Origin of the sequence: Arthrobacter sp. UYP6 (assembly GCF_040547315.1) — a bacterium.
In the GTDB taxonomy this organism is placed as follows: Bacteria; Actinomycetota; Actinomycetes; order Actinomycetales; family Micrococcaceae; genus Arthrobacter_B.
Map to the genome: position 1 here is coordinate 47,551 of NZ_JBEPPM010000023.1, position 23,236 is coordinate 70,786.

General features: G+C 66.7%; 24 protein-coding genes. 11 read left to right on the forward strand and 13 right to left on the reverse strand.

The window, feature by feature from the left end:
- The first annotated feature begins 52 nt into the window (after positions 1-52).
- On the forward strand, positions 53-718 hold the full coding sequence (locus ABIB35_RS16765; protein WP_354182862.1) for a GntR family transcriptional regulator: 666 nt from the start codon (positions 53-55) through the stop codon (positions 716-718).
- 49 nt (positions 719-767) lie between these two features.
- Here ABIB35_RS16765 and ABIB35_RS16770 read toward each other — a convergent pair whose 3' ends face one another.
- The 4 genes from ABIB35_RS16770 to ABIB35_RS16785 form a co-directional block, all read right to left on the reverse strand.
- On the reverse strand, positions 768-1,589 hold the full coding sequence (locus tag ABIB35_RS16770; protein WP_354182863.1) for a putative hydro-lyase: 822 nt from the start codon (positions 1,587-1,589) through the stop codon (positions 768-770).
- 38 nt (positions 1,590-1,627) lie between these two features.
- Positions 1,628-2,863, reverse strand: a complete 1,236-nt coding sequence (locus ABIB35_RS16775; protein ID WP_354182864.1) for an NRAMP family divalent metal transporter — start codon at positions 2,861-2,863, stop codon at positions 1,628-1,630.
- 138 nt (positions 2,864-3,001) lie between these two features.
- Positions 3,002-3,877, reverse strand: a complete 876-nt coding sequence (locus ABIB35_RS16780; protein WP_354182865.1) for an MBL fold metallo-hydrolase — start codon at positions 3,875-3,877, stop codon at positions 3,002-3,004.
- Positions 3,878-3,937: 60 nt separating this feature from the next.
- Positions 3,938-5,506 (reverse strand): exonuclease domain-containing protein, encoded by a 1,569-nt coding sequence (locus ABIB35_RS16785; RefSeq protein WP_354182866.1) that lies wholly within the window; start codon positions 5,504-5,506, stop codon positions 3,938-3,940.
- Positions 5,507-5,624: 118 nt separating this feature from the next.
- Between ABIB35_RS16785 and ABIB35_RS16790 the strand changes: the two genes are divergently transcribed.
- Positions 5,625-6,050 carry a VOC family protein gene (locus tag ABIB35_RS16790; protein ID WP_354182867.1) on the forward strand — a complete coding sequence of 142 codons (426 nt, stop codon included), beginning with the start codon at positions 5,625-5,627 and terminating at the stop codon, positions 6,048-6,050.
- A gap of 72 nt (positions 6,051-6,122) precedes the next feature.
- Positions 6,123-7,031 carry a tRNA glutamyl-Q(34) synthetase GluQRS gene (gene gluQRS, locus ABIB35_RS16795; RefSeq protein WP_354182868.1) on the forward strand — a complete coding sequence of 303 codons (909 nt, stop codon included), beginning with the start codon at positions 6,123-6,125 and terminating at the stop codon, positions 7,029-7,031.
- Here the strand turns inward: gluQRS and ABIB35_RS16800 are convergent.
- Entirely contained in the window at positions 7,028-7,321 is a 294-nt protein-coding gene (locus ABIB35_RS16800) for a hypothetical protein (protein WP_354182869.1), read from the reverse strand. The two genes, gluQRS and ABIB35_RS16800, sit on opposite strands and share 4 nt — an antisense overlap.
- Positions 7,322-7,622: 301 nt before the next feature.
- Between ABIB35_RS16800 and ABIB35_RS16805 the strand changes: the two genes are divergently transcribed.
- From ABIB35_RS16805 to ABIB35_RS16825, 5 genes are all read left to right on the forward strand, one after another.
- A complete protein-coding gene (locus tag ABIB35_RS16805; RefSeq protein WP_354182870.1) occupies positions 7,623-7,991 on the forward strand; it encodes an ArsR/SmtB family transcription factor in 369 nt (122 codons plus the stop codon).
- Positions 7,988-8,497, forward strand: coding sequence for an SRPBCC family protein (locus tag ABIB35_RS16810; protein WP_354182871.1), 510 nt, complete (start codon positions 7,988-7,990; stop codon positions 8,495-8,497). The genes ABIB35_RS16805 and ABIB35_RS16810 overlap by 4 nt, the downstream gene beginning before the upstream one ends.
- Positions 8,494-8,982 (forward strand): SRPBCC family protein, encoded by a 489-nt coding sequence (locus tag ABIB35_RS16815; protein WP_354182872.1) that lies wholly within the window; start codon positions 8,494-8,496, stop codon positions 8,980-8,982. The genes ABIB35_RS16810 and ABIB35_RS16815 overlap by 4 nt, the downstream gene beginning before the upstream one ends.
- Positions 8,983-8,996: 14 nt before the next feature.
- The gene (locus tag ABIB35_RS16820) at positions 8,997-9,416 is read left to right on the forward strand and encodes a VOC family protein (RefSeq protein ID WP_354182873.1); all 420 of its coding nucleotides are present in this window, start codon (positions 8,997-8,999) and stop codon (positions 9,414-9,416) included.
- Positions 9,417-9,523: 107 nt separating this feature from the next.
- On the forward strand, positions 9,524-11,137 hold the full coding sequence (locus ABIB35_RS16825) for an SLC13 family permease (RefSeq protein WP_354182874.1): 1,614 nt from the start codon (positions 9,524-9,526) through the stop codon (positions 11,135-11,137).
- Here the strand turns inward: ABIB35_RS16825 and tatA are convergent.
- The 8 genes from tatA to ABIB35_RS16865 all read right to left on the reverse strand — a co-directional run bounded on the left by tatA (position 11,110) and on the right by ABIB35_RS16865 (position 19,914).
- The gene (gene tatA / locus ABIB35_RS16830) at positions 11,110-11,490 is read right to left on the reverse strand and encodes a Sec-independent protein translocase subunit TatA (protein ID WP_354182875.1); all 381 of its coding nucleotides are present in this window, start codon (positions 11,488-11,490) and stop codon (positions 11,110-11,112) included. The two genes, ABIB35_RS16825 and tatA, sit on opposite strands and share 28 nt — an antisense overlap.
- A gap of 67 nt (positions 11,491-11,557) precedes the next feature.
- The gene (locus ABIB35_RS16835) at positions 11,558-12,262 is read right to left on the reverse strand and encodes an N-acetylmannosamine-6-phosphate 2-epimerase (protein ID WP_354182876.1); all 705 of its coding nucleotides are present in this window, start codon (positions 12,260-12,262) and stop codon (positions 11,558-11,560) included.
- Positions 12,255-13,265, reverse strand: coding sequence for an ROK family protein (locus ABIB35_RS16840; RefSeq protein ID WP_354182877.1), 1,011 nt, complete (start codon positions 13,263-13,265; stop codon positions 12,255-12,257). The genes ABIB35_RS16835 and ABIB35_RS16840 overlap by 8 nt, the downstream gene beginning before the upstream one ends.
- Positions 13,266-13,267: 2 nt before the next feature.
- Complete coding sequence (locus ABIB35_RS16845; protein WP_354182878.1) at positions 13,268-14,200, reverse strand: dihydrodipicolinate synthase family protein; 933 nt, start codon at positions 14,198-14,200, stop codon at positions 13,268-13,270.
- A gap of 50 nt (positions 14,201-14,250) precedes the next feature.
- Positions 14,251-15,090 (reverse strand): ATP-binding cassette domain-containing protein, encoded by an 840-nt coding sequence (locus tag ABIB35_RS16850; protein WP_354182879.1) that lies wholly within the window; start codon positions 15,088-15,090, stop codon positions 14,251-14,253.
- Positions 15,087-17,255, reverse strand: a complete 2,169-nt coding sequence (locus tag ABIB35_RS16855) for a dipeptide/oligopeptide/nickel ABC transporter permease/ATP-binding protein (RefSeq protein WP_354182880.1) — start codon at positions 17,253-17,255, stop codon at positions 15,087-15,089. The genes ABIB35_RS16850 and ABIB35_RS16855 overlap by 4 nt, the downstream gene beginning before the upstream one ends.
- Positions 17,256-17,258: 3 nt before the next feature.
- Complete coding sequence (locus tag ABIB35_RS16860) at positions 17,259-18,218, reverse strand: ABC transporter permease (protein ID WP_354182881.1); 960 nt, start codon at positions 18,216-18,218, stop codon at positions 17,259-17,261.
- Positions 18,219-18,309: 91 nt separating this feature from the next.
- Positions 18,310-19,914 (reverse strand): ABC transporter substrate-binding protein, encoded by a 1,605-nt coding sequence (locus ABIB35_RS16865; protein WP_354182882.1) that lies wholly within the window; start codon positions 19,912-19,914, stop codon positions 18,310-18,312.
- Positions 19,915-20,261: 347 nt separating this feature from the next.
- Here ABIB35_RS16865 and ABIB35_RS16870 point away from each other — a divergent pair, with 347 nt between their 5' ends.
- Genes ABIB35_RS16870 through ABIB35_RS16880 form a run of 3 tightly spaced genes read left to right on the forward strand, consistent with a single transcriptional unit; the run spans position 20,262 to position 22,932 of the window.
- The gene (locus ABIB35_RS16870) at positions 20,262-20,936 is read left to right on the forward strand and encodes a FadR/GntR family transcriptional regulator (protein WP_354182890.1); all 675 of its coding nucleotides are present in this window, start codon (positions 20,262-20,264) and stop codon (positions 20,934-20,936) included.
- Between the two features lie 20 nt (positions 20,937-20,956).
- Positions 20,957-21,676 (forward strand): glucosamine-6-phosphate deaminase, encoded by a 720-nt coding sequence (locus ABIB35_RS16875; protein ID WP_354182883.1) that lies wholly within the window; start codon positions 20,957-20,959, stop codon positions 21,674-21,676.
- Complete coding sequence (locus ABIB35_RS16880; RefSeq protein WP_354182884.1) at positions 21,673-22,932, forward strand: N-acetylglucosamine-6-phosphate deacetylase; 1,260 nt, start codon at positions 21,673-21,675, stop codon at positions 22,930-22,932. The genes ABIB35_RS16875 and ABIB35_RS16880 overlap by 4 nt, the downstream gene beginning before the upstream one ends.
- The last annotated feature ends 304 nt before the right edge of the window (positions 22,933-23,236 follow it).

The window sequence follows — 23,236 nt, forward strand, 5'->3', positions numbered from 1 at the left end:
TCCCCCAGCGGACGGTGCTCCGGATCCATTTTCTTCCCGCTAGATTAGGGGAATGCTTGTGAACCTGGGGGATATCATCGCTGACCGTGCCGACCACGCAAACACCACCGTATGGGTGGCTGATGTGCTCCGCAGCCGGATCGCTGCCGGTGACCTGCTGCCGGGAACCAAGCTCTCGGAACAGCAGCTCGCGGCATCGCTGCAGGTCTCCCGCAACACCCTGCGCGAGGCCTTCACCATGCTCAGCATTGAATCCGTGGTGACGCGCTATCCCAACCGCGGGGTTTTTGTGGCCTCGCCCGACGCCGATGCGGTGCGCGAGATTTACCGGGTGCGCCGGATGCTGGAACCGGCCGCGGTCCTCTGGGGACCGGAGCTGGACCTCCCCCGGCTGGACACGGTGATCGCCGAAGCGCGGGACGCCAAGTCCCGCGGAAGCGTTGCTGACATGGCCGCGGCCAACCAGGACTTCCATCAGGGCCTGGTAGCCATGTCCGGCAGTGTCCAACTGCAGCAGATGATGGGCCGGGTGCTGGCGGAGATGCGCCTGGTATTCCACACCATGAGCGCCCAGCCGGATTTCCATACGCGTTATGTCGAGGAAAACGCGGCGCTGGTGGAACTGCTCCGAGCCGGGAGCCGCTCCGAGGCGGCTGACGTGCTGCGCGGCTATCTGGATGCCGCCGAGGCTGAGCTGCTGGGGCATCTGGGGGCGTAGCAGCTCAGCCGTCGCCCGGGCCGGGTTGGCTGCGCCCGGGCCCCTATATTCACACCAGGTAGGCGCTGTCCCGCGCCTCGGTAATCAGCATGTGCCCGGGGGCATGCCCAATAGCCAGCGACGGTCTGGATTCCATCACGGCGGCCTGCGGGGTCACGCCGCAGGCCCAGAACACCGGGACATGGCCGGCCGGAATCTGCACGGGATCGCCAAAATCCGGCTGGGACAGGTCGTAAATGCCCAGCTCCGCCGGATTGCCCACGTGTACCGGGGCACCGTGCACGGACGGATAGCGGGAGGTGATCCGGACGGCGTCGGCCACCTGGGAGGCGGGAATCGGACGCATGGAAACCACCAGGGGGCCGCTGATGCTGCCGGCCGGTTCACAGCGGATGGAGGTGCGGTACATGGGCACGTTGGTGCCCTGGTCGATGTGCGCGATGCGGATGCCGCCCTCCTGCAGCGCCGCTTCAAAGGTGAAGCTGCAGCCCACAATGAACGTCACCAGGTCATCGCGCCAGTAGTCCAGAAGATCCGTTGGATCCGCGACCTTCTCACCGTCCATATACACCGTGTACCGCGGCAGATCCGTCCGGATATCACCGTCGCCCAGCAGTGGGCCGGTGGTTTCACCGGCGTCGAGGACCCCGAGGATCGGACAGGACTTGGGGTTCCGCTGGGCGAAGAGCAGGATGTCGAACGCCTGCTCCTTGGGCACGATGATCAGGTTTGCCTGCGCGTAACCGGCGGACCACCCGGCGGTGGGGCTGACCAGGCCGCTCCGGAAGAGCGCCCGCGCCTCGGCCGGGGACAGCGCCGCCGTGGACACTGCCTCAGACAACAGGTGCCGCGGAACGTGTTCGGAGGTCATGGAAAGATCCTTTCGGAGATCCTGCGGTGCCGGTACTGTTACTGCCACAATGCGGCCAGACCGGACAAAGATTTCCAACCCAGGAACAGCGTCAGCAGCCAGGCCAGGACGCCGATGCCCAGCAGCCACTTGGGGTAGTTGTACCCCTGCAGCAGGTCGCGGCGGCGCCACGCGGCGTAGAGCAGGATGCCAAATCCAAGCGGCAGGATCAGCCCGTTGAAGGCACCGGCGAAGACCAGCAGGGTCTGCGGCGCCTGCCCCAGAAGCAGGTAGGCAGCGGCGCAGAAGGCGATAAACAGCACCGTGATCAGGCTGCGGGTGCGGTCCTTGGTGGCCGGTGTGGTCACGAAGGAGACCGAGGTGTAGGCGGCTCCGATCACCGAGGTCAGGGCGGCTGCCCAGAAGACGATGCCGAACATCCGCAGGCCGATTTCGCCGGCGGCGGCAAAGAAGGCATCGGCAGCCATACTGTCGCCGCTCAGCGCTACGCCGCTGGACACCACGCCCAGGATGGCCAGGAACAGCAGCACCCGCATGACGGCGGTGACGATGATGCCCAGCAGTGAAACCCGGGTGATGTCCTTGACGTGCCCGGTGCCGGTGGTCCCGGAGTCCAGGAGGCGGTGGGCGCCGGCATAGGTGATGTAGCCGCCAACGGTTCCGCCGATCAGCGTGGTGATGGTCAGGAAGTCCACCTTGGCAGGAAGCACGGTGTTCTTGAGTGCTTCCCCCACGGGAGGGGCAGCCACAATGGCCACGTAGAGCATCAGCAGGATCATGATGGCGCCGAGCATCACCACAATCCGGTCCAGGGCCAGTCCGGCCTTCTTGGACAGGAAGACCAGGATGGCGACGGCGGCGGAGACGGCTCCGCCGATCTTGGGATCCAGACCAAACATCGCATTCATGCCCAGGCCCGTGCCGGCAATGTTGCCGATGTTGAAGACCAGCCCGCCAATGAACACCAGTCCGGCCAGCAGCCAGCCTGCGCCGGGCAGCACCTTGTTGCCCAGCGCCTGGGCGCGCAGGCCCGAGACCCCGATGATCCGCCACACGTTCAGCTGCACCGCGATATCCACCAGGATCGATACCAGGATCGCGAAGGCAAAGGCGGCACCCAGCTGAACGGTGAAAACCGTGGTCTGGGTGATGAATCCCGGCCCGATGGCGCTGGTGGCCATCAAGAACATGGCGCCGAGGAGTGCCGTCCGTTTGGCGTTGGGCTTGATCTTCGCCTTGGGAGGCGGGACCTCATTCGGAGGCACGGTGTCCATACTGTCTTCCAATCGCTGGGGGATGTGGTTGCGGCCACACGGTTTCCAGCAGTCTATGGGTTGTTGAACAATCTCTGCCTCATTGTGTTGAACAATCCTCGATTATTTACGAGAGTTTAACAAACGCGGACCGGCCGGTCAGGGAATTCCAGCCCGGGATGGCCTGCCTTCGGGCATAGTCCGCCCGTAGGTGGGTTCGGCGAAGCCGCCCTTCAGGCCCGGCACCGTAAGACGGCGCTTCGCAGCTGCAGCCCGGGACCGGACTGCACCCACCGCCTGCCGTGCTCCCGTCGCCACGGCGGGGCCGTGGCCCGGCAGCAGCAGCGAAGCGTCCAGCCTGCCGAGCTGCGCCAGGGACCGGCGGGCGCCGTCGTCGTCGCTGTGGAACATGGAATCGAGCATCTGCGGGCCGCGGGTCCGGCTGAGCGCATGCCCGGTGACCAGCGCATCGCCGGTGGCCACGGCGTGTGCGGCCGGCAGGTAAAAGGCCGTGTGCCCGGGAGTGTGCCCCGGCGTGGGGACCGCCACGGGGGATCCGGGCAGCGCCGCCAGCTCGACGTCGTCGTGCCAGGCTCTGGCGGTCAGCACCGCCACCCGGGAGGCGCCGCCGGACGCAAGGATGTGCCAGGCCCAGTGCGCGACGGCGGGCTGCCATGCCCTGCGCAAAATGCGGGCGGCGGAAACCTGATCCTTGTCTTCTACGCGCAGATAGGGAAGTTCGGAGGCGCTGCACAGAACGGAAACGCCGTAGGCGGCCGCAAAATAGCCGGCGGTCCCGGCATGGTCCACATGGGCGTGCGTGATGAGGACGGCGGCGGCGTCCGCGGGGTCCAGGCCTGCATCGTCCAGCGAGGCCAGCACCAGGGGCAGGTCGCCCGGATAGCCGCCGTCAACCAGGGTGAAGTTCTTCCCCCGGCGCAGGATGACCCAGTTGGATGCCGGTCCCTCCGCAAACCAGACATCCGGAGCCGGTTCCGTCAGTGAATATCCCAGACGTCCACGTCCGCTGCTCATTCTCGCCACCTCCTATACAAGAGGTATATCCCGCCTTCCGGCGGGCAGCAACGGCGTCTCCTAGTCGGCCGATGATTCGTAGAAATCCCAAGCGCTGATCTGCTCCGGCACCGCAAGCGTATGATCGGCGCGCGGGATGACTGACTGCAGCCAGCTGAGCTTTGTTCCGGAACGCCCGTGGCGTGCCAGGATCATCGAACCGAGCATGAACATCTCCGCAACGGGGGCGTAAACCGCCACACCCTGGACCACGAACGGTCCGCCCAGGGCGTCAAACACCGCAGTGACCACGTCCCCGTGCCGAACGCTGCCGAGCAGGGCATCAGTGGACTCGGGATCCGGAACATGGGCGGTCAGGACGGCAACAAAGGCCGCATCCTCATCCTGCAGGACAGCTAGGGAATGGATGTCCCGCTCCGGCTTGGCGTTGTTCTCGATGCTGCGGTGTCCGAGCATCCGTACTCCAAGCACCGGCGATTTGAAGGCGGTGCCGGAGACCCGGAACACCCCGTAGTGATCGCTCTTGAAGGTGGCGGCGGCGAGGTCAGCCGGCCCCATCTGCGCCAGCACGGTGCCCATGCCCTTGACGTCGCGGCGCTTGGGCAGGGCCGGCGCAGTATCGGCCAGGGACAGCGGCTCGTAGGCGGAGGGCAGGAGCACGGCCCCACCGGCGGCCACCGCGGCGGCAGCTGGATCTGTATCCACCAGCTGCCAGAGAGCTGCTTCTCCAATGATCTCCAGGGCCTGGCCCTTGGCGCGCAGGTCCTGGGCCTTCTGGACGGAACGGCTGACGACGGCGCCGGGCCGCAGCATCTCCGGCTCCCAGTCGCCCACCACCAGCAGCGTGGTGGTGCGGGTGGGTGCATGGTTGTTCAGCTCACCGCCGTGTTCGCGCACCATCTGCTGCAGGACCGGGCGTTCCACGGAGAAGTCCCCAGTGAAGGAGACCATGTGCCCGCTCATTTTGGCGGACATCGCTGCCACCGGCTCGTCCAGGGTGAGCGTGGGCCGCGGAGCGAACCGCTGGGCCCGCATTGCCGCCGGGCTCTGGGCTGCCGACGCACCGGTTGCGCCGGAGGGCCCCTTGAGCCCGCAAACCTTCAGCACGGCGTCAATATCCGTCAGCCCTTCCCGGGCGGCCAGGGTGATGGTGATGTTCGCGCAGGCCTCGGCGTCGGCCAGTCCGTCGTGGTGCGTGAAGGCGCCGAAGCCCAGGGCGGCGTGGACCGTGGGGAGTTTGTGGTTCTCCAGGGGCAGCATGCCCTGCGCCAGCTTCACCGAGCAGCCGGAGCGGTACGGCGTCGACGCGATTCCCGCAGCCTCGCTGGTTTTCCGGAAGACGTCCAGGTCAAAGGCGGCGTTGTGGGCGATCACGGCGTCGTCGCCAATGAAGGCGGCAACCTCGGAATGGATGTGGGCCCAGGTGGGCGCGCCGGCCACCATGGCTTCGGTGATGCCGTGCACCTCGATGTTGCGCTGCTGGAAACCTCCGCCGTCGGTGGGCCGCAGGAACCAGTGGCCCCGCTCAACAATGTGCCCGTTGCGAACCTTGACCATTCCCATGGCGCAGGCCGAGGCCCGCGATCCGTTGGCCGTTTCAAAGTCGATCGCGGTGAAGTTCAGTGTCATGTTGTGTGCAAATCCTAGAGCTCTGACCGAACCCAGCCCGGCAGTGGTAACCGCAATTCGCGGCCCTTCACTCTACCTGCCCCGGGAATTTGAACGGGCCGGGCACGGTTGTGCCGGCATGACCACCGACGCCGCTGCCTCATCTCCGGCCACACCCGTCCGCCAGCTGCGACTGGTGATCGCCGCCGAGGACTATGCCGCCGCCCTCGCCTTTTACCGGGACACCCTTGGCCTGCCCGAGCAGGAGGCCTACTCGGGAGGCGACGGCGCCGAGGTCACCATCCTGGATGCCGGCCGGGCCACCCTGGAGATCGCCAACGCCTCCCAGGTACGCATGATCGACACGGTGGAGGCAGACGGAACGCCAAGCCTGAAGCTGCGGGTGGCCTTCGAGGTTGACGACGCACAACGGGCCACCTCAGCGGCGGTCGACGGCGGCGCCGAGCTGGTGGCCGCACCCCGGGAAACACCCTGGCGGTCGCTGAATTCCCGACTCAATGCACCGGAGGGACTCCAGCTGACCCTGTTTGAGGAGTTGGACTAATACGTTGGCTTCGGAGACCGCGATGAGGTGCTGATGGCGCTGGATCTGCAGCCTGTTTTGTAAGCTGGGAACGTGACCGCCTCCCCCGCCGCCGCGACCACCGGAGCCGGCCGCTTCGCCCCGAGCCCCACCGGAGATCTGCACGTCGGGAACCTCCGCACCGCCGTTTTGGCGTGGCTGTTTGCCCGTGCCTCGGGGCGCGGATTCCTGCTGCGCGTGGAAGACCTGGATCCGCAGCGGTCCAGGACCGAAGCGGGGCAGCTGCGTGACCTTAGCGCCGTCGGTCTCGCATGGGATGCCGCTCCCGTCCGGCAATCCGAGCGCACCGGGCTATATTTGGCAGCCATTGCCCGGCTTTCCGAGTCGGGACGGATCTACGAGTGCTTTTGCACGCGCAGCGAAATTGCCGACGCCCCGCGGGCTCCGCATATTCCACCCGGCACCTATCCCGGAACCTGCCGAAACCTCAGCGCTGCCGAGCGTTCCAAACGGCGGCTGGAACGCCCTGCGGCCCTGCGGCTGCGTAGCGAGGTGGATGAGTACACCGTGACGGATCTGCTGCACGGTGAGTTCACGGGGCCGGTGGACGATCTGGTGCTGCGGCGCAACGACGGCGCTCTGCCCTACAACCTCGCGGTGGTCATTGATGACGCCGCGCAGGGCATTGATCAGGTGGTGCGCGGCGGTGACCTGCTCAGTTCCGCTCCCCGGCAGGCTTACCTGGCGTCCCTGCTGGGGCTGCCGCCGGTGGAATACGCCCACGTTCCGCTCGTGCTGAACCGGTCGGGGCAGCGTCTTGCCAAGCGCGACGGCGCCATCACCTTGGCGGCGCTGGCCCGCACCGGCCTGGCTGCGATCCAGGTGCGGAACCTGATTCTTGCGTCCCTGAACCTGCCGGCCGGCACCCTGGCGCACGCGCTAGAGGCATTTTCTCCAGCACTGCTTCCGCGTGATCCCTGGATCTTCGCGGCACCGGCCTAGCTGCTTCCGACGTTAATTCCCAGTGCCAGGACGAACGCCGCCAGCCCGATAATCCCCACAACGGCCGCGTCCCGCCGGTGATGCAGCCACAGCCAGGAGGGCCGCCCGGTAAAGAACGCGTACAGGCCCGTCAGCAGCAGAATTAGTCCGGCCATCCCCACATAGCCCGCCAGCCCGGACGCAACGCCCTGGGCAATGACCAGAAGCAGCATGACCAGCCCAAAGACAAAACTTCCCCAGTGAAACGCGGGCTCACCGGGGGGATGAGAACGTGAAACCGAGCTGGTCATGGTCTTCCCATCGTTCGGCCGCCGGCCGCCGGAAGCGGCCGCGGTGCCCGCGTCACGAAATGCGGGCGCTAAGCGCGCAATGTGCCCTTCCCATTCTCCGGCGGGCACCCGTGCCTGTGAATACCGCCGGTGGCCTCCGGGCAGCGCCGCGGAAGTATTCGTCTTTTTTATCCAGGGCCGTTGACGGCTCCTCCGGGCGGGCGTAGTTTCGTAATCAACCAACAGGTTGAACAACCAGCACCTTGATTACATGCTGAAAGAACCGCAGATGCAGAACGAACCATAGAAGCTGACCCACGCCATGGACACTGCGAACGACGAGGCACACCTCGACCGGGCCTTCCTGGCCCTGGCCGATCCGGCCCGCCGCCGCATCATCGCCCGGCTGTCCCGGGGCCCGGCCACGGTCAACGAACTGGCGGAACCCTTCGAGATCTCCAAACAGGCTGTCTCGAAGCACATACAGGTCCTCGAACAGGCGCAGCTCGTCACACGCACGCGTGACGCCCAGCGCCGGCCCGTCCACCTGAATCCCACACGGCTGGAGGCACTCACTGCATGGATTGACCAGTACCGGTTGATCCGCGAGGAGCAGTTCCGCAGCCTTGATGCCGTGCTCAACGCACAGGCCGCTGAGAAAGGCGGCCACCAGGCAAAGGAATCATCATGACCAACGCCTTGGAACTCACTGTCCCGGACGGACTTCCGTTCATTAACTTTTCCCGCGAGGTTGACTACCCCGTGGCCCAGGTCTTCCGCGCCTACGCCGATCCGGACCTGGTTGCCCAGTGGCTGGGCCCGCGCGGGATGAAGATGGAAATAAACCACTACGACTTCCGGACCGGAGGCTCCTACAGCTACATCCACACCGGCCCGGACGGCGTGCCCTATGAATTCCGCGGCATCTTCCACACAGTGCGGGAGAACGAGGCCGCCATCCAGACCTTCGAGTTCTCCGGCTATCCCGATGTCACCAGCCTGGAGTTCATGACATTGGAAGCACTCGACGGCGACCGCACCCGGATCACCGCGCACTCTGTCTATCCGTCCATGGAAGCCCGGGACGGGATGGCCGCCTCCGGGATGGAGGCCGGCGTGGCCGAGGGCTTTGAACGCCTCGACGAACTGCTCGCGCAGCTCCAGGAAGGGGCTCTGCAGGGAGAAGGTGCGCCGTGAGCAACGCCCTTGCCGTTCAGCTGCCGGACGGTGAACCGTTCATGGATTATGAGCGGGAGTTCGACTTCCCGGTCCATGACGTTTTCCGTGCCCATATGGATCCGGACGTGTTTGCGCAATGGATCGGGCCGCGGAGATTGAGCACCCGGATCGACCTGTTCGAGCCGCAGACCGGCGGCGGCTTCCGGTTTGTCCAATCAGGGAACGACGGCGCGGAGCATGCGTTCCGCGGGGTCTTCCACTGCGTGCGAGAGGACGATTTTGTGGTGCAGACCTTCGAGTACGAGGGCTATCCTGACACCGTCTCTCTGGAATACTCCACGTTCACGCAGCTCCCCGGCGGCCGGTGCAAACTCTCCGGCCGCTCGCTGTATCCTTCGGTGGAATCCCGCGATCAGATGGCCTCTTCCGGCATGGAGGGCGGCATGTCCGCGGGTTACGACCAGTTGGATGAAATCCTCGACCAAGGCCGGCCCGCAACGTAGAAAGCAGGTGCACTATGGATTGGACCCTGGAGGTGATGGTCCTACCGGTCAGTGATCTGGACCGCTCGATCGCCTTTTACCGCGACCAGGTTGGCTTCGCGCTGGACCACCACACCGTCAACGAGCATATGGACGTAGCGCAGCTGACGCCGCCGGGGTCGGGGTGTTCCATTGTGATCGGGAACCTGGCCTCCCAGCAGCAGATGGAGCCAGGCTCGATGCACGGAATGCAGCTTGTGGTCTCCGACGCCCGGGCTGCCCGCGAGCAGCTGATCGGCCGCGGCGTGGAGGCGAGCGAAATTACCGTCTTCGACGAGCGCGACGGCGGCACCTTCTTTGGTTTCTCCGACCCGGACGGCAACAGCTGGGCGGTCCAGGAAATGAAGGTCCGTGCCGAGCATCCGCTGATACCGCGCAGCAGCCAGACGCTGTGACCCCGATGTTAGGCCGCCGGGAACGCCGTTCCATCGACAAGCCCGCCTTTTCGCACTTGACTGGGTTTGGCTAACTCGTGGCATGGACTCCGGCACAGAGGTGATGCGTGGAAAACCTGCAGGTGGTCCTGGATCCAATGTGGGCAACATATGTGGTGCTGGCGCTGGCTGTACTGGGCTTCATCACCAACCGGGTACCGCTCGTGATCGTGGCGCTGTTCGTTCCCCTGGCTTTATGGGCCACCGGGGTACTCTCGCTGACCGATGCCCTGGCGGGATTCAGCGATCCTGTTGTCCTGTTCATCGCCTCGCTTTTTGTCCTCAGTGACGCACTCGACGCCACCGGCATCACGGCCTGGATCGGACAGCAGCTCGAACAGCGCTCCTCGCTCCGCGGAGCCGGGCTTCTCCTGGCAATCATTGCTGCCGCGGCAGCCCTCTCGGCAGTGATTAGCATCAACGGCGCCGTTGCGGCGCTGCTGCCTGTCGTCGTCGTTGCAGCGGGACGGTCCGGCGTCGTTCCCTCACGGATGCTGATTCCGCTGGCCTTCGCAGCCGGCGCCGGATCCCTGCTGACCCTGACGGGGACGCCGGTGAACATCATCGTCTCCGAAGTTGCTGCTGAATCGGGCGGACGGGAGTTCGGCTACTTTGAATTTGCACTGGTGGGCCTCCCCCTCGTCCTTGTGACCGCGCTCCTCGTGGTGGCCTTCGGAAAACGCCTCCTGCCTGAGCGCCAGCCCGACCGGCTCGGGGGAAACACCGCCGATCCGAGCGAACGGGTGCGGGTCTGGCAGGAGAGCTACGCCGCGGACCTCGACGCCGGGCGGCTGTTCACCGGAGGAGAGGGAGTGGCCGAGGTCATCATCGCACCGCGCTCGAGGCTGAGCGGACGCACCGCCTATCCCGGAATGACCATCGAGGATGAGGACCTCATGATTATCGCGCTCCGCCGCGGCGGAGCGCCGTCGCCCGGCCCCGAGGCCCCCGAGCCACCAGCTGCGCTCACCCTCCACCCGGGCGACACAGTGCTGATCCACGGTCCCTGGGACGCGCTGCACCGATACACCGAATCACCCGATGTTGTTGCCGTTGAGCCGTCCCGGAACCTGCAGCGGAGCGTACCGCTGGGACGCGGCTGGCGGCGCTGCCTTGCCGTGCTCATCGGAACCGTCGTCCTGCTGGCCACCGGCGTGGTTCCCCCGGTGATCGCGGGGCTCCTCGCGGCAGGTGCACTCGTGGTCCTGGGCGTGGTTACCGTTCCCCAGGGTTTCCGCGCCATCTCGTGGAACACCGTGATCCTGATCGCGGGGCTCATCCCGCTCTCGAACGCGTTCGTCTCATCGGGGGCGGCTGATGAGATCGCTGCGCTTGTGGACCGCCTCACCGGCGGAGGGTCCCCTCATTTCGCGCTCTTCGTCATCTGTGTGCTCACCCTCATCCTCAGCCAGGTCATCTCGAACGTGGCAACCGTGCTGGTGATGGCGCCGGTGGCGGTGTCCTTTGCCCAGTCGCTGGACGTCAGTGTTCAGCCGTTCATGATGGCGCTGACCGTGGTTGGCGCCGCAGCCTTCCTCACCCCCATCGCCACCCCGGCGAACCTCATGGTGATGCAGCCGGGCGGATACCGTTTTGGCGACTACTGGCGCCTCGGCCTGCCGCTCGCCCTCATCTTCCTCGCGGCCGGAGTGTTCTACGTGCCGCTTATCTGGCCGTTCTGAGCCGGAGTAACGGACACCGGCGGCACCGGTGCCGGAGTCACGGGAACGGCAGAGCCGGTAGCCGGAGCGCTGGGCGCCGTAGCTCCCGCAGCCGGAGCACCAGGTACGGGGGCTCCTGGCACAGGGGATCCAGGCACCGGGGATCCAGGCACCGGGTCAGCGGCAGCATAGGGTGCGGGCTCCGCCGCAGGGGCCGGATTTTCGTCCTTCATCTGCCGTACTTCGGACCGGAAAATCCGCAGTGACTGGCCCATGCTCCGCGCCAGACCCGGCAGCCGCGGCGCGCCGAACAGCAGCATCGCCAGGACGATCAAAATGACAATGTGCCAGCCTTCAACTTTCATCATCTGCATATCCTATCGGCGCCAAAGATGGTCCCGCCGCTACCGCGGCCGGGCATGTTCGAGAAACGTACGGCAATCAGGAGCGCAGCGCCCCCGCAAACCAGCCGGTAATGGTGGTTGGGTGCGTGATCGCGGTGCCCACGACAACGGCAAATGCACCGGCATCCAGGCAGGCCCGGGCCTGGGCCGGGGTGTGGACGCGGCCCTCCGCGATCAGCGGCCGGCCCAGGTCCAGCGCACTGATCTCGGCGATCAGTTCCAGGTCCGGGCCGTCGGTTTTCGGCCGTTCGCCCGTGTAGCCGGCCAGGGTGGTGCCAATCAGGTCTGCCCCGGCGTCGGCGGCTGCCTTGGCGTCCGCTGCGGAACCGCAGTCGGCCATGACCAGCGCACCGGTCTGCTCATGCAACGCAGAGATGGTTTCGGCGAGGGTGCGGCCGTCCGGACGCGGCCGGCGGGTGCCGTCGATCGCCACAATATTGGACCCGGCAGCCACGCACGCCAGGGCATGTTCCAGCGTGGGCGTGATGAACACGCCGTCCGCTCCGTCCTTCCAGAGCCCGATCACGGGTACGTCCACCGCGGCGCGGGTCTGTTCCAGGTCCGAGATGCCCTGAATCCGGACTGCTGCGGCTCCGCCGGCAACCGCGGCCTGCGCCATCTGTGCCATGGTCCGCGGATCCCGCAGGGGTTCGCCCGGGTAAGCCTGGCAGGAGACAATCAGCTGCGACTCCAGGGCTGAGAGATCAACGCTCGACGGGCTCGCTGTTTTCGGATCAGACACGGGTTTCCTCCGGAACGGTGATGCGGTCAAAGGCATATTTGGCGGCTCCCACCACGGCGGCGGAGGAGCCCAGGACGGCAGGGAGCACGGGAAGGCCGGCCAGCGGATCCATCAGCTCTGCCCGCAGTGCGGCGAGGAACGGGGTCCACCAGAGCGCCCCGGCGGCGGATACTCCGCCGCCAATCACCACCACGGCCGGGTCCAGCATGTTGGCCAGCCCGCCCACGGCCTGTCCGGCCGCCGTTGCACCAAGGGTCAGGGCACGCAGCGCCACCGGTTCGCCCGCGGCGGCACGGACTGCCACCTCGCGCCCGGACACGGGCTCGAGGGCACCGGCGGCAGTTGCGCCGTTTCCGGACCCGCTGTCGCCGGCCAGCCGCCGGTACAGCAGAGCGATGGACGGGCCGGAGGCAATGGCCTCCAGATGCCCGGCGCGGCCGCAGCTGCACGGCAGCGCACGGCCGCCGTCGTCGTACGCGTAGGGCGAGGCAAGATGCCCCACGTGCCCGGCCACCGCGCGGGCCCCCAAATGTGGGGTGCCGTCCAGTATCAGCGAGCCGCCGACGCCGGTGCCCACTGCCACCAGCAGGCTGGACTGGGCACCGGTGGAGGCGCCCTGCCACTGCTCGCCCAGGTTGTGGGCGTGTACATCGTTGACCGCGAACGCAGGCAGCCCCGCCACCCGGCCCAGGTGAGCCGCCAGCGGCGTGCCCGCCCAGCCGGTGAGGGAATCGGTGGCCGAAACCACGGATCCGTCCCGCGCATCGATGACGCCTGCCGCGCCGATTCCCACGGCCAGCGGGGTCAGTCCCGCGGTGCGGGCCTGCACCAGCAGGGACTCCATGAGCCCGACGGCGGTGGCCAGGATCGCGGCGGAACCGGCGGCGGCGGGGGTGGGCCGGGACTCGGCGGCTTGCAGCGTGCCGGTGCCGTCCACAATCCCGGCGGCGGTTTTGGTGCCGCCGATATCCACCCCGATCACGCAGTGTTGGGCAGGGAGCATCCCTAGATCAGGCCGTTGCGCTCAAGGATGGTCCGGATGGCGGCCGTTTCGGGCTCGTTCAGGGTCACCATCGGGGCGGACATGATGTTGGTGTCAATGACGCCCATCAGCATGAGGGCGGTCTTGAAGGCGCCCAGGCCTGCTGCGCCGCCGGAGACGCGGCCCGGGGTGGGCGCGTAGACAATGTTGAAGACGTCCGCGAGGCGGTCCTGCTCGGCGGCGGCCTTGGCGAAGTCCCCGCTCTTGGCCGCGTCGTAGAGCCGGCGGTAACCGGCCGGGTCCACGTTCCCCAGTCCCGGAACCACGCCGTCGGCGCCTCCCAGCAGGGCGCCGTCCACCACTACCTCGTGGCCGGTGAAGACGGAGAAGTTCTCGATGCTGCGGGCGGCGAGGCTGAGCTGGCGGAAGGAGACGTCGTCGCCGGAGGAGTCCTTGACACCGGCAATGACCTGGTCACGGCCCAGCTGGATCAGCAGGTCCAGGGGCAGCTTGTAATTGGTGCGGACCGGAACGTCGTACGCGAAGATCGGCACGTCAAGGGCAGCGTGGATGCTGCGGAAGTGGGTGTCGGTTTCCTTTGCATCGGAGAGCGCGTAGAACTGCGAGGTGACCACCAGGGCGTCCGCGCCCAGGGCCGTCATTTTCCGGCCTTCCTCGATGACGCGGTTGGTGCTCTGCTCGCTGGCGCCCACAATCAGGGGAACCTGGCCGGCGTTGACCCCGGCGATCGTGGTGACTACCAGCTCGCGCTCGTCATTGGTCAGGTACGGCACCTCGCCGGAGGAGCCCAGGACGAACAGTCCGTGGACACCGCCTTCAAGCAGGTGCTTGGTCACCCGGGTCAGGGAGTGCGTATCGATGCTGCCGTCGGCGCTGCGCGGGGTGACGACCGGCGGAATGACGCCGTGGAACTGGTGGTTGGGCTGAGAGGCCACAGATATCTCCAAAGTGCTGGTAATGGTTGGTGCGGTGGAACGGGGAAAAATCAGGGGTGCAGCAGGCTGGGCGCGGCGCCCAGCAGCTTGCGGGTGTAGTCGTCCTTGGGCTGGGCGAAGACCTGTTCGGCCGGCCCTTCCTCAACGATCCGGCCGTAGTACATGACGCAGATCCGGTCGGACACGTAGCGGACGGTCTGGATGTCATGGGAGATGAAGACCATGCCCAGGTTCAGTTCACGCTTCAGATCGGCCAGCAGGTTCAGGACCTGCGCGCGGACTGACACGTCCAGGGCCGAGGTGGGTTCGTCGGCCACGATCACCGCCGGGTCCAGGGCCAGTGCCCGGGCAATGGCCACGCGCTGGCGCTGTCCGCCGGACACCTGGTGCGGCGTGACCTCCGCGGCCGAGTAGGGCAGGCCCACCAGTGCCAGCAGGTCCTTCACCTTGGCCGCACGGGAGCGGGCATCGCCGATCCCGTGGACCTGCAGCGGATCGGTGAGGATGTCCTGGATGGTCATCCGCGGGTTCAGCGCGGTGGACGGGTCCTGGAACACCACGGCCACATCCTGGCCAAAGCGCAACCGGTCCGCGGGACGGCGGATGCTGACCGGTTTTCCGTGGAACAGCACCTGCCCGGCGGTCGGTTCCTGCAGGCCCACCAGGACCGAGGCCAGGGTGGACTTTCCGCAGCCGGACTCCCCCACCACGCCCACGGTTTCACCGCGGCGGACCGTGAAGTCCACGCCGTCCACGGCCTTGACGATGTTGGGACGGAAGATGGAGCCGGTGCGGGTCCGGTGATGGACCTTGAGGCCGCGCAGTTCCAGCACCGGCGTGCCGGCACCGGGAGTGAGCGCTGGATCCTGAATAGATGTTTCGGTGCTCATGACTGTCCTTCGGCACTCGTGGCTGCGGCGGCCAGCGGAATCCGGCTGCCGCCGTCGTCGTTCTTGGGTTCCGCGAGGTGGCTCGCCCAGAAATGGTCGCCGTCGCCCACCGGGACAAAGGACAGGACCTGGTCCGGATCGGCGTCCGGACGCAGCGAGCGTTCGGCGAACCGGTCTCCGGCTGCGAACTCCCTCGGCGAGGGGACGGTGCCCTGGATCTGGTGGAGCCGGTCCGCATCGGATTCGATGGAGAGGACGGCGCCCAGCAGGCCGCGGGTGTATTCGTGCTGCGGGTTGCGCATCAGCTCGGAGGCTCCGGCGGACTCCACTACCTGGCCGGCGTACATGACCGTGATCCGGTGTGCCAGGGAGGCCACCAGGGCAAGGTCATGGCTGACGAACACCATGGCAAAGCCGAGTTCCTCGCGCAGCTCGTTGAGCAGGTCCACCACCTGTTTCTGAACGGTGACGTCCAGGGCGGTGGTGGGTTCGTCCGCCACGATGATCTTGGGCGAGCGGGAGAGCGCCATGGCCACGAGCACGCGCTGGCGCTGCCCGCCGGAGAGTTCGTGCGGGTAGCTTTTGAGCGTGCGGTCCGGATCCAGTTTCACCATTTCCAGCAGTTCGCGCGGGCTCTTGCGGCCGTTGCGGCGGGTGAGCTGCAGGAGCTGGTCCTTGATCAGCATGGACGGGTTGAGCGAGCTCAGCGCGTCCTGGTAGACCATGGCAATCTGTTCGCCGCGCAGGCCGCGGTAGAGGCGGTCCCGTTCGCGGGGATCGTTGGTGAGCAGTTCCTTGCCCTGGAAGGTGATGGAACCGCTGAGCACCGCGGTGGGCGCCAGCAGGCCCATGATGGCCAGCGAAGTAATCGACTTTCCGCAGCCGGACTCCCCCACCAGGCCCATGGTTTCGCCTTCGCGGACGGTGAAGCTGACCCGGTCCACAATGGCGGTGTCGCCGTAGCGTCCGGGGAACCGGATGGACAGGTTTTTGACCTCGAGGATGACGGGCGCGTCGGCGGAGACGGCGGGCAGCCGGTCGGTGCGCTGCGCTTCCACCGTTGCCAGCAGCTGCAGTTCCTGGGCCAGGGCGGCCAGGGAGCCGGGCAGGTTGATCAGGGCAGCTGCTGGGTCGTCGGCCAGCTCCGAGGAGCGCTCCGGCGCGTCGGCGGACGCCGCACCGGCCGGTGCTGCCTCCGGGTCGACGACGGCGGCTGCGGCGGGCGGGGCCGAGGGGACGGCGGTGGCGGCAGCCAGTTTCACTGTGGCTTCCTTGACCGGAGCCGCGCGGCGCATCCGGGGATTCACCATGGCGTCGGTGAGGCCTTCGGCCAGGATGTTCAGTGCCAGGACGGTGAGCAGGATGGAAATGCCGCCAAACGTCGTCGGCCACCAGGCGCCGCTGAAGACCACGTTGCGCCCGTCGGCCATCACGTTGCCCCAGGAGGCCGACGGCGGCTGGACGCCGGCGCCGAGGAAGGACAGCGAGGCTTCGAGGATGATCGCGTCCGCCACCATCACGGTGGCGAAGACCAGCACGGGGGCTGCGGTGTTGCGGATAACGTGCTTGGTCAGGATGAACAGGCGGCCGGCGCCGATCACCCGTTCGGCGCGGACGTAGTCTTCGCCGTACTGGGCCAGCACGTTGGCTCGGACCACCCGGGCCAGCTGCGGGGTGTAGACAATGGCGATGGCGAAGATGATCACCGGCACCGTGGAACCGAAGAGCGTGAGCGAGTACTCCTTGAGGGCAAAGAGCAGGGCTGCGGCCAGGGCGATGCCGGGGAAGGCCATCATGATGTCCAGGACGCGCATGATGCCCTCGTTGACCCATTTGCGCGACGTCGCGGCCAGGGCGCCGAGGATGGAACCCAGGATCACGGCCACGGCCACCGAGCCCAGGCCGATGGCGGCCGAGACGCGGGCGCCGTAGAGCAGGCGGGAGAACACGTCGTAGCTGGAACCGTCGGTTCCCATCAGGTGGTCTCCGCCCGGGGCCAGCACCGGGGCACTGGATTCGTTTTCCCCGAAGGGTGCCAGCGACGGGCCGGCAATGGCAATGAAGGCCACAATGAGCAGGAAGGCCAGGGCCAGTTTGGAGCTGAAGTTCAGGGATTTGAAGCGGGCGCCTGAGGAGGCGAGCCGTTCAGCGAGTCCGTTGCGCATGGTTTATACCGTCCGGATCCGGGGATTGATGAGTACGTAGAGGACATCCACCAGGATGTTGACGACCACGAAGGCGACGGCGATGGTCAGCACGGCACCCTGGACCAGATTGGTGTCCGAGGTGTTCAGGCCCACGATGATCAGGTCACCCATGCCGTTGAGGCTGAAGATCTTTTCAATGACGACGGCGCCGCCCAGCAGGTATCCCACCCGCAGGCCCAGCACGGTCACCGGAGTGACCAGGGCATTGCGCAGCACATTCCGGGCCACCACTGTGCGGTACGGGACGCCGTTGCCGATGGCCGTGCGCACGTAGTCGCGGTCCAGCTCTTCGACCATGGAGGTGCGCACCACGCGGATCAGCGAGGCGGACACCGGAATGCCCAGGGCCAGGGCAGGCAGGGCCATGGAGTACATCCAGCCCACAAAGCCGTACTGGTCGGCCCAGGCCAGGCCGCCGGTGGGGAAGATGGAGCCGGCGGGCAGGGCCAGCCACTGAATGAGCAGGATGGCCAGCCAGAAGGAGGGGGTGGCAATCGCGGCGATGGAGAAAATACGGATCGCCTGGTCCTGCCACCGGTCCCGGTACAGCGCGCTGGTCACGCCCAGGACCAGTGCCAGGACCACGGCGAGCAGGATTCCCAGCAGGGTCAGCTGCAGGGTGACCGGGAAAGCCGAGGCGATCTTTGAGGCCACTGATTCTTCGGGCGGGTTGGTGAAGCCAAAGTCCAGCCGGATCACGCCGCCGAGGTAGCGCAGGAACTGGATGAGCAGGGAGTCGTTCAGGCCGCGCGCTTCGCGGAAGGCGTCTTTGGCCTCTTCGCTGGCGTTTTCACCCAGGACGGCGGTGGCGCGGTCGGCGGGAATGACGGACAGGACAATGAAGACCATGATGGTCACGCCCAGCAGCATGAACGGCAGCGCTGCCAGCCTGCGGCCAAGCAGGCGCAAAAGTGTAGCCATGTTTTTGTTTCTCCAAGTGGTGCGGGCCGCCCTGCCGGAGCAGGGGTTTGTCTGTGGGGGGATGTTCCCCCGCTTCCGGCAGGGCGGGGTCTTACTTCCGGCCGACGCCTACAAAGGAGAGGCCGGTGGTTGGGAGCGGAGCAAACCCGTCAAGGGTGCCGCTGTCCCAGGCGGTGGGGAGCTGGCGGTGGAAGAGCGGGTAGAGCGGCACCTCTTCGGCAACAATGTCGACGACGGCTGCGTGCACCTTCTTCGCTTCGGCCGGCTCCAGCTGCACGGCCTTGTCCAGCTTTGCCTGGACGTCGGCGTATTCCGGGCTGCCGGACCAGGCCATACGGTTCTTCGCCCAGGTGTCCCCGCGGTAGAACCAGCTCAGGAGCAGGTCGCCGTCGTTGCCGAACACGGAGGGATCGCCCGGGGCCACCAGGACGTCAAAGTTCTGGCCGCCCACCTTTTCCGGCGCATAGACGGCAGCTGACTGCAGCGGCTCCAGGGTGGTGGTGATGCCGATGGCATCCCAGTTTTCCTTGATCAGCGGAGTTACCCGGGTAACCCAGCCGGTGTCGGTGGAGGTCAGCGTGATGGTGATGTTCTCCATCCCGGCTTCCTTGAGCAGCGCCTTGGCCTTTTCCGGGTCGTACCCGTAGACGGTGGAGGCCTCCGTGTAGGAGGGGTGGCCCTTCTGGAAGTAGGAAGTGGCCGCCGCCGCGTTGCCCAGCAGCGCCTTGGAGATGATGTCCTCGGTGTTGGTGGCGTAGTGCAGGGCCTGCCGGACGCGCTTGTCCGCGAACTTCTCCGAGGCACAGTTGAACATCATGAACAGCAGTCCAAAGGACTGCACGGACTCGACGTCCAGCTTGGCCTTGAGCTGGTCCACGTCCAGGTAGGGAATGTCCTCGATGGCCTGGGCGCGGGAAGGAACCGCGGCCACGCGGGCAGCGGGATCGGCCAGCAGCAGCCAGGTCATGTCCGTGACCTTGGCCGGGTAGGAGCCGTTGTATTCCTCGAATTTCTTGAAGACAATCCGGTCTTCCTTGACCGCGGAGACAAACTTGTACGGGCCGCTGCCCACCGGTGCCAGGTCGAAGGCGGCCTGGTCCGAGGCCAGGGCCTTGGGAACAATTTTGACCACGGAGATGCGCGGTCCGAATTCGGCGAAGGGGTACTTCAGCTTGAACTCCACCGCGTCGCCGTCAGCGGTGACGGAGGCGATGAAGGGGACAAAGCCGGCAAAGAGGGACTTGTTGGCCGGGTCCAGCACTCGTTCAAAGGAGTACACGACGTCGTCGGCAGTGACGGGGTCGCCGTTGTGGAATGTTGCGCCTTCGCGGAGCGTGACGCGGTAGGTGGTCTCGTCGATTTTCTCCGGCTGGGCTGCTGCCAGCGCCAGGTACGGTTCACGGGTGGCCGGGTGCAGCTCGGTCAGGCCCTCGAAGATGTGGAGGTTTGCCGCCACCGGCGTTGCACCGGTGGCTGTCATCGGATCGAATCCCGTGGACAGGGAATAGGAGATTCCCGCCTCGATGGAGTCGGCTGTTGCTTTGCCGCCGCCGGTGGCTGCGGTGGAACCGCCGGGGCTGCAGGCGGCCAGTGAACCGGCAAAGGCCGTGGCCGTGCCGAGGACTCCGGCAAGGCGCAGGAAATCGCGGCGGCTGGCGTTCCGGAGGATCCCGGTGCTGTCTGTGGTCTTGCTCATGGTGTCTCACCAATCAGAGTGTGATGCGGATATCGGACGTAGGACATCCCATGCGGGTTGAGTAGACTGTAGGCTGAATCACACAACCGGGTCAAGCACGTCACATTTGTGAACCACGCAGGCCCCGGGGTGATCGCCGGCTAATAGACTTCCGGCAGCCCCGGATCCCCCGGCCTCTGACCGTTTCCGAAGGAGTTTCGATTCTGGTGAACGACACCGCACCGATGTCCCGCGCCGCTGCCCCAGCCGTTGCTGCTCCGGCTGCCGGGGATACAGGGGCTGCCGGGGGGACGGCTGGAGCCCATTCTTCGGCACGTGCGCCGCGCTTCAGCGCCCAAGCCCGCCTGATGGCACTGCAGAGCGACATCATGGACCTGATCCTGGAAAGCAGCCTTGAAGCCGGCAGCCCCCTGCCCACCGAATCCGAGCTGTGCAGCGCACTGGGCGTAGGCCGAAATACGCTGCGCGAATCTTTGAAAGTCCTGCAGGCCCTGGGCGTGGTGGAGATCCGCCACGGCTACGGCATGTTTGTGGCGCCCACCAACTTTGACGCCCTGACCGCCGGGCTGACGTTCCGGGGCCGGCTCTCGCTCCGGCAGCAGGGCAAGGAAGCGCTGGAACTGGTGGATGTCCGGCAAACCCTCGAATCCGGGCTGATCGGCCAGGCGATGACGCTGATGACCCCGGAGCATCTGGCCCGTATTGGTGACACCGTGCGGGAAATGGAATCGCTGGCGGACCAGGGACTGGCGCTGGCAGCGGTGGACTCGGAATTCCACCGCCAGCTTTTTGAACCGCTGGCCAACGAGCTGCTGACGCACCTGATGTCCGTCTTCTGGGACGTCTACAGCCAGATCCATGCCGAAGCGGGCATGAAGGCCACCAACCTCCATGCCACCGCGCTCATGCATCGGGAAATCTACGAAGCCGTCCGAAGCGGAGACAAATCGCTGGCTTCTGCACGCATTAATAGCCATTTTGACGGCATCCGCGAAGCCATCGCCGCGCTGGTCAGCCGTTGAATAATCAGTGGGAAGGATCCATGGATATTTTAGTACTCGAAAGCCCGGAAGAAGCCGGAGCCGCGGCAGCCGCCGTCGTGCTCAAATCTGTGCTGGACAAGCCGGACGCCGTGCTGGGATTCGCCACCGGCTCCTCGCCGCTGCCGCTCTATGATGCGCTGGCGGAGTCCGGCGGAGATCTCGCCGGTGTGCGGGGCTTCGCTCTGGATGAGTATGTGGGCCTGGCCCCGGACGATCCCCGCAGTTATGCGGCAGTCATCAACAGCGAGGTCACCCGCCGGCTGGGCCTGCGGCCGGACGCCGTCCGGGTCCCCGACGTCTCAGTCCCGGATCTGGAGGCTTCGGCGCAGGAGTATGAGCAAGCCATCCGCGACGCCGGCGGAGTGGACCTGCAGATCCTGGGCATCGGCCACAACGGCCATCTGGCGTTCAATGAGCCAGGTGCCGCCTTCGACTCCCGAACCCGCGTGGAAGTCCTGACGGAGCGCACCCGCCGCGCCAATGCGCGCTTCTTCGATTCACCTGACGAGGTTCCCACGCTCTGTCTGACCCAGGGAATCGGCACGATCCTGCAGGCCCGCCATCTGCTCCTGATTGCCCATGGCGCCGACAAGGCGGAGATCGTGGCCCGTGCGCTTCAGGGGCCGGTCACCCCGGAGTGCCCGGCCTCCGCCCTGCAGCTGCATTCCCGCGTCACCGTAGTCCTGGACCGCGCCGCCGCCGCCGGGCTCAGCCGATGACAGCCGGCAACCACCCCCAGCCGGTGACGGTCATCCGCGGCCGGGCACTGCTGGGCGCGCGCCTGGTGGAGGACAGCGCCGTTGCCGTTGCCGGAACGCAGATCCTGTACTCGGGGCCGCACACCGGCCTCGCTCGGGCGCTGAGTGATTCCGGAACGGACCTGGACGGCGGCAGTGTCACCACACTGGAGCTGGCCCCCGGACAGATCATCGTTCCGGGGTTGGTGGACGTGCACAACCACGGCGGCTACGGCACCGATTTTCCGTCCGCCGGCGCTGCCGCGGCCCGGAATGCCCTGCACCGGATGCATGCCGCCGGAACCACCACGGTGCTGGCAAGCCTGGTCACCGCATCCCCCGCCGACCTGCTCTCCGGCCTGGAGGTCTTCGCCGGTCTGGCCGATTCCGGTGATGTCGCCGGAATCCATCTGGAGGGCCCCTTCCTGTCAGCCGCCCGCTGCGGCGCCCAGGATCCGCGATGGCTGCGTTCCCCCGATCCCGACTTCGCCGCGCAGCTGATTGCTGCGGCCCGCGGGCACCTGCGCACCATGACCTACGCGCCGGAACTGCCGGGGGCCGACGACCTGGTGGACCTGCTCACCGCACATTCGGTGGTTCCCTCGCTGGGGCACACCGCCGCCACAGCGGACGACGCCGCCGCCTCCCTCGCGCGGGCAGCGGCTGGACTGGCCTCCCGCCCGGGATCGGACGGCAGCGGACGGGCGGCGGTTCCCACGGTGACCCATCTGTTCAACGGCATGGATCCCATCCATCACCGCTCCCCCGGCGCCGTCACCGCGGCCCTGCGGGCGGCCCGCTCCGGCGCCGCCGTCGTGGAGCTCATCGCGGACAACACGCATCTGGATCCCTTTGTGGTGGCCTCCATGTTCGAGCTGCTCGGCGCGGACAACATTGTGCTGGTCACTGATGCCATGGCGGCCGCAGGCCTCTCGGACGGACGGTACCGGCTGGGTCCTGCCGACGTCGCAGTGCTCAACGGCGTAGCCCGGCTGGACTCCGGGTCCATTGCCGGCGGCACTGCCGGCATGCTGGACCTGGTCCGCAACGCCGTCGCTTCCGGCGTTTCAACGGAGGATGCCCTGCACTCAGCCACTGAGGTTCCGGCCCGGGTGCTGGGAATGTCCGGGCGGATCGGTACCCTGGCCGCCGGGGCCAGCGCGGATCTGCTGCTCTTGGACTCCGGATTACGGCTGACCCGTGTCCTGCGCCGCGGGGTGTGGATTACCGCCGCCTGAGGCGCGCCCGTAACCCTCAGCCCCCTCCTCCCTCCCCCCCCCGCGAGATGGCAGTAGGTGCTCTTCCCGGGCCCCACACGGGCATCTACTGCCGGTTCGATGAGAACCAGGCGGCGGTCTTCCCGCTGAGAGATTCACCACCCGCCCCGGGGTTAAACAAAAAAAGCCCGTGCCACCCGGGCACGGACCCAACCCCGACAAACACGCCACGGGTTAAACAGGTAGGGCCCCGCAACCATGCGGGGCCCTACACTTCAAATATTGTCCGGCGGTGACCTACTCTCCCACATCCTCCCGGATGCAG

Excerpts from the sequence above, each read along its gene's own strand:
- ABIB35_RS16855 (WP_354182880.1), bottom strand. The coding sequence starts at position 17,255 with ATGCGCAACGGACTCGCTGAACGGCTCGCCTCCTCAGGCGCCCGCTTC.
- ABIB35_RS16880 (WP_354182884.1), top strand. The coding sequence starts at position 21,673 with ATGACAGCCGGCAACCACCCCCAGCCGGTGACGGTCATCCGCGGCCGG.
- ABIB35_RS16840 (WP_354182877.1), bottom strand. The coding sequence starts at position 13,265 with ATGCTCCCTGCCCAACACTGCGTGATCGGGGTGGATATCGGCGGCACC.
- ABIB35_RS16820 (WP_354182873.1), top strand. The coding sequence starts at position 8,997 with ATGGATTGGACCCTGGAGGTGATGGTCCTACCGGTCAGTGATCTGGAC.
- ABIB35_RS16850 (WP_354182879.1), bottom strand. The coding sequence starts at position 15,090 with ATGAGCACCGAAACATCTATTCAGGATCCAGCGCTCACTCCCGGTGCC.
- ABIB35_RS16870 (WP_354182890.1), top strand. The coding sequence starts at position 20,262 with ATGGCACTGCAGAGCGACATCATGGACCTGATCCTGGAAAGCAGCCTT.
- ABIB35_RS16810 (WP_354182871.1), top strand. The coding sequence starts at position 7,988 with ATGACCAACGCCTTGGAACTCACTGTCCCGGACGGACTTCCGTTCATT.
- tatA (WP_354182875.1), bottom strand. The coding sequence starts at position 11,490 with ATGCAGATGATGAAAGTTGAAGGCTGGCACATTGTCATTTTGATCGTC.
- ABIB35_RS16765 (WP_354182862.1), top strand. The coding sequence starts at position 53 with ATGCTTGTGAACCTGGGGGATATCATCGCTGACCGTGCCGACCACGCA.
- ABIB35_RS16865 (WP_354182882.1), bottom strand. The coding sequence starts at position 19,914 with ATGAGCAAGACCACAGACAGCACCGGGATCCTCCGGAACGCCAGCCGC.
- ABIB35_RS16875 (WP_354182883.1), top strand. The coding sequence starts at position 20,957 with ATGGATATTTTAGTACTCGAAAGCCCGGAAGAAGCCGGAGCCGCGGCA.
- ABIB35_RS16775 (WP_354182864.1), bottom strand. The coding sequence starts at position 2,863 with ATGGACACCGTGCCTCCGAATGAGGTCCCGCCTCCCAAGGCGAAGATC.
- ABIB35_RS16800 (WP_354182869.1), bottom strand. The coding sequence starts at position 7,321 with ATGACCAGCTCGGTTTCACGTTCTCATCCCCCCGGTGAGCCCGCGTTT.
- ABIB35_RS16785 (WP_354182866.1), bottom strand. The coding sequence starts at position 5,506 with ATGACACTGAACTTCACCGCGATCGACTTTGAAACGGCCAACGGATCG.
- ABIB35_RS16780 (WP_354182865.1), bottom strand. The coding sequence starts at position 3,877 with ATGAGCAGCGGACGTGGACGTCTGGGATATTCACTGACGGAACCGGCT.
- ABIB35_RS16860 (WP_354182881.1), bottom strand. The coding sequence starts at position 18,218 with ATGGCTACACTTTTGCGCCTGCTTGGCCGCAGGCTGGCAGCGCTGCCG.
- ABIB35_RS16790 (WP_354182867.1), top strand. The coding sequence starts at position 5,625 with ATGACCACCGACGCCGCTGCCTCATCTCCGGCCACACCCGTCCGCCAG.
- ABIB35_RS16770 (WP_354182863.1), bottom strand. The coding sequence starts at position 1,589 with ATGACCTCCGAACACGTTCCGCGGCACCTGTTGTCTGAGGCAGTGTCC.
- ABIB35_RS16805 (WP_354182870.1), top strand. The coding sequence starts at position 7,623 with ATGGACACTGCGAACGACGAGGCACACCTCGACCGGGCCTTCCTGGCC.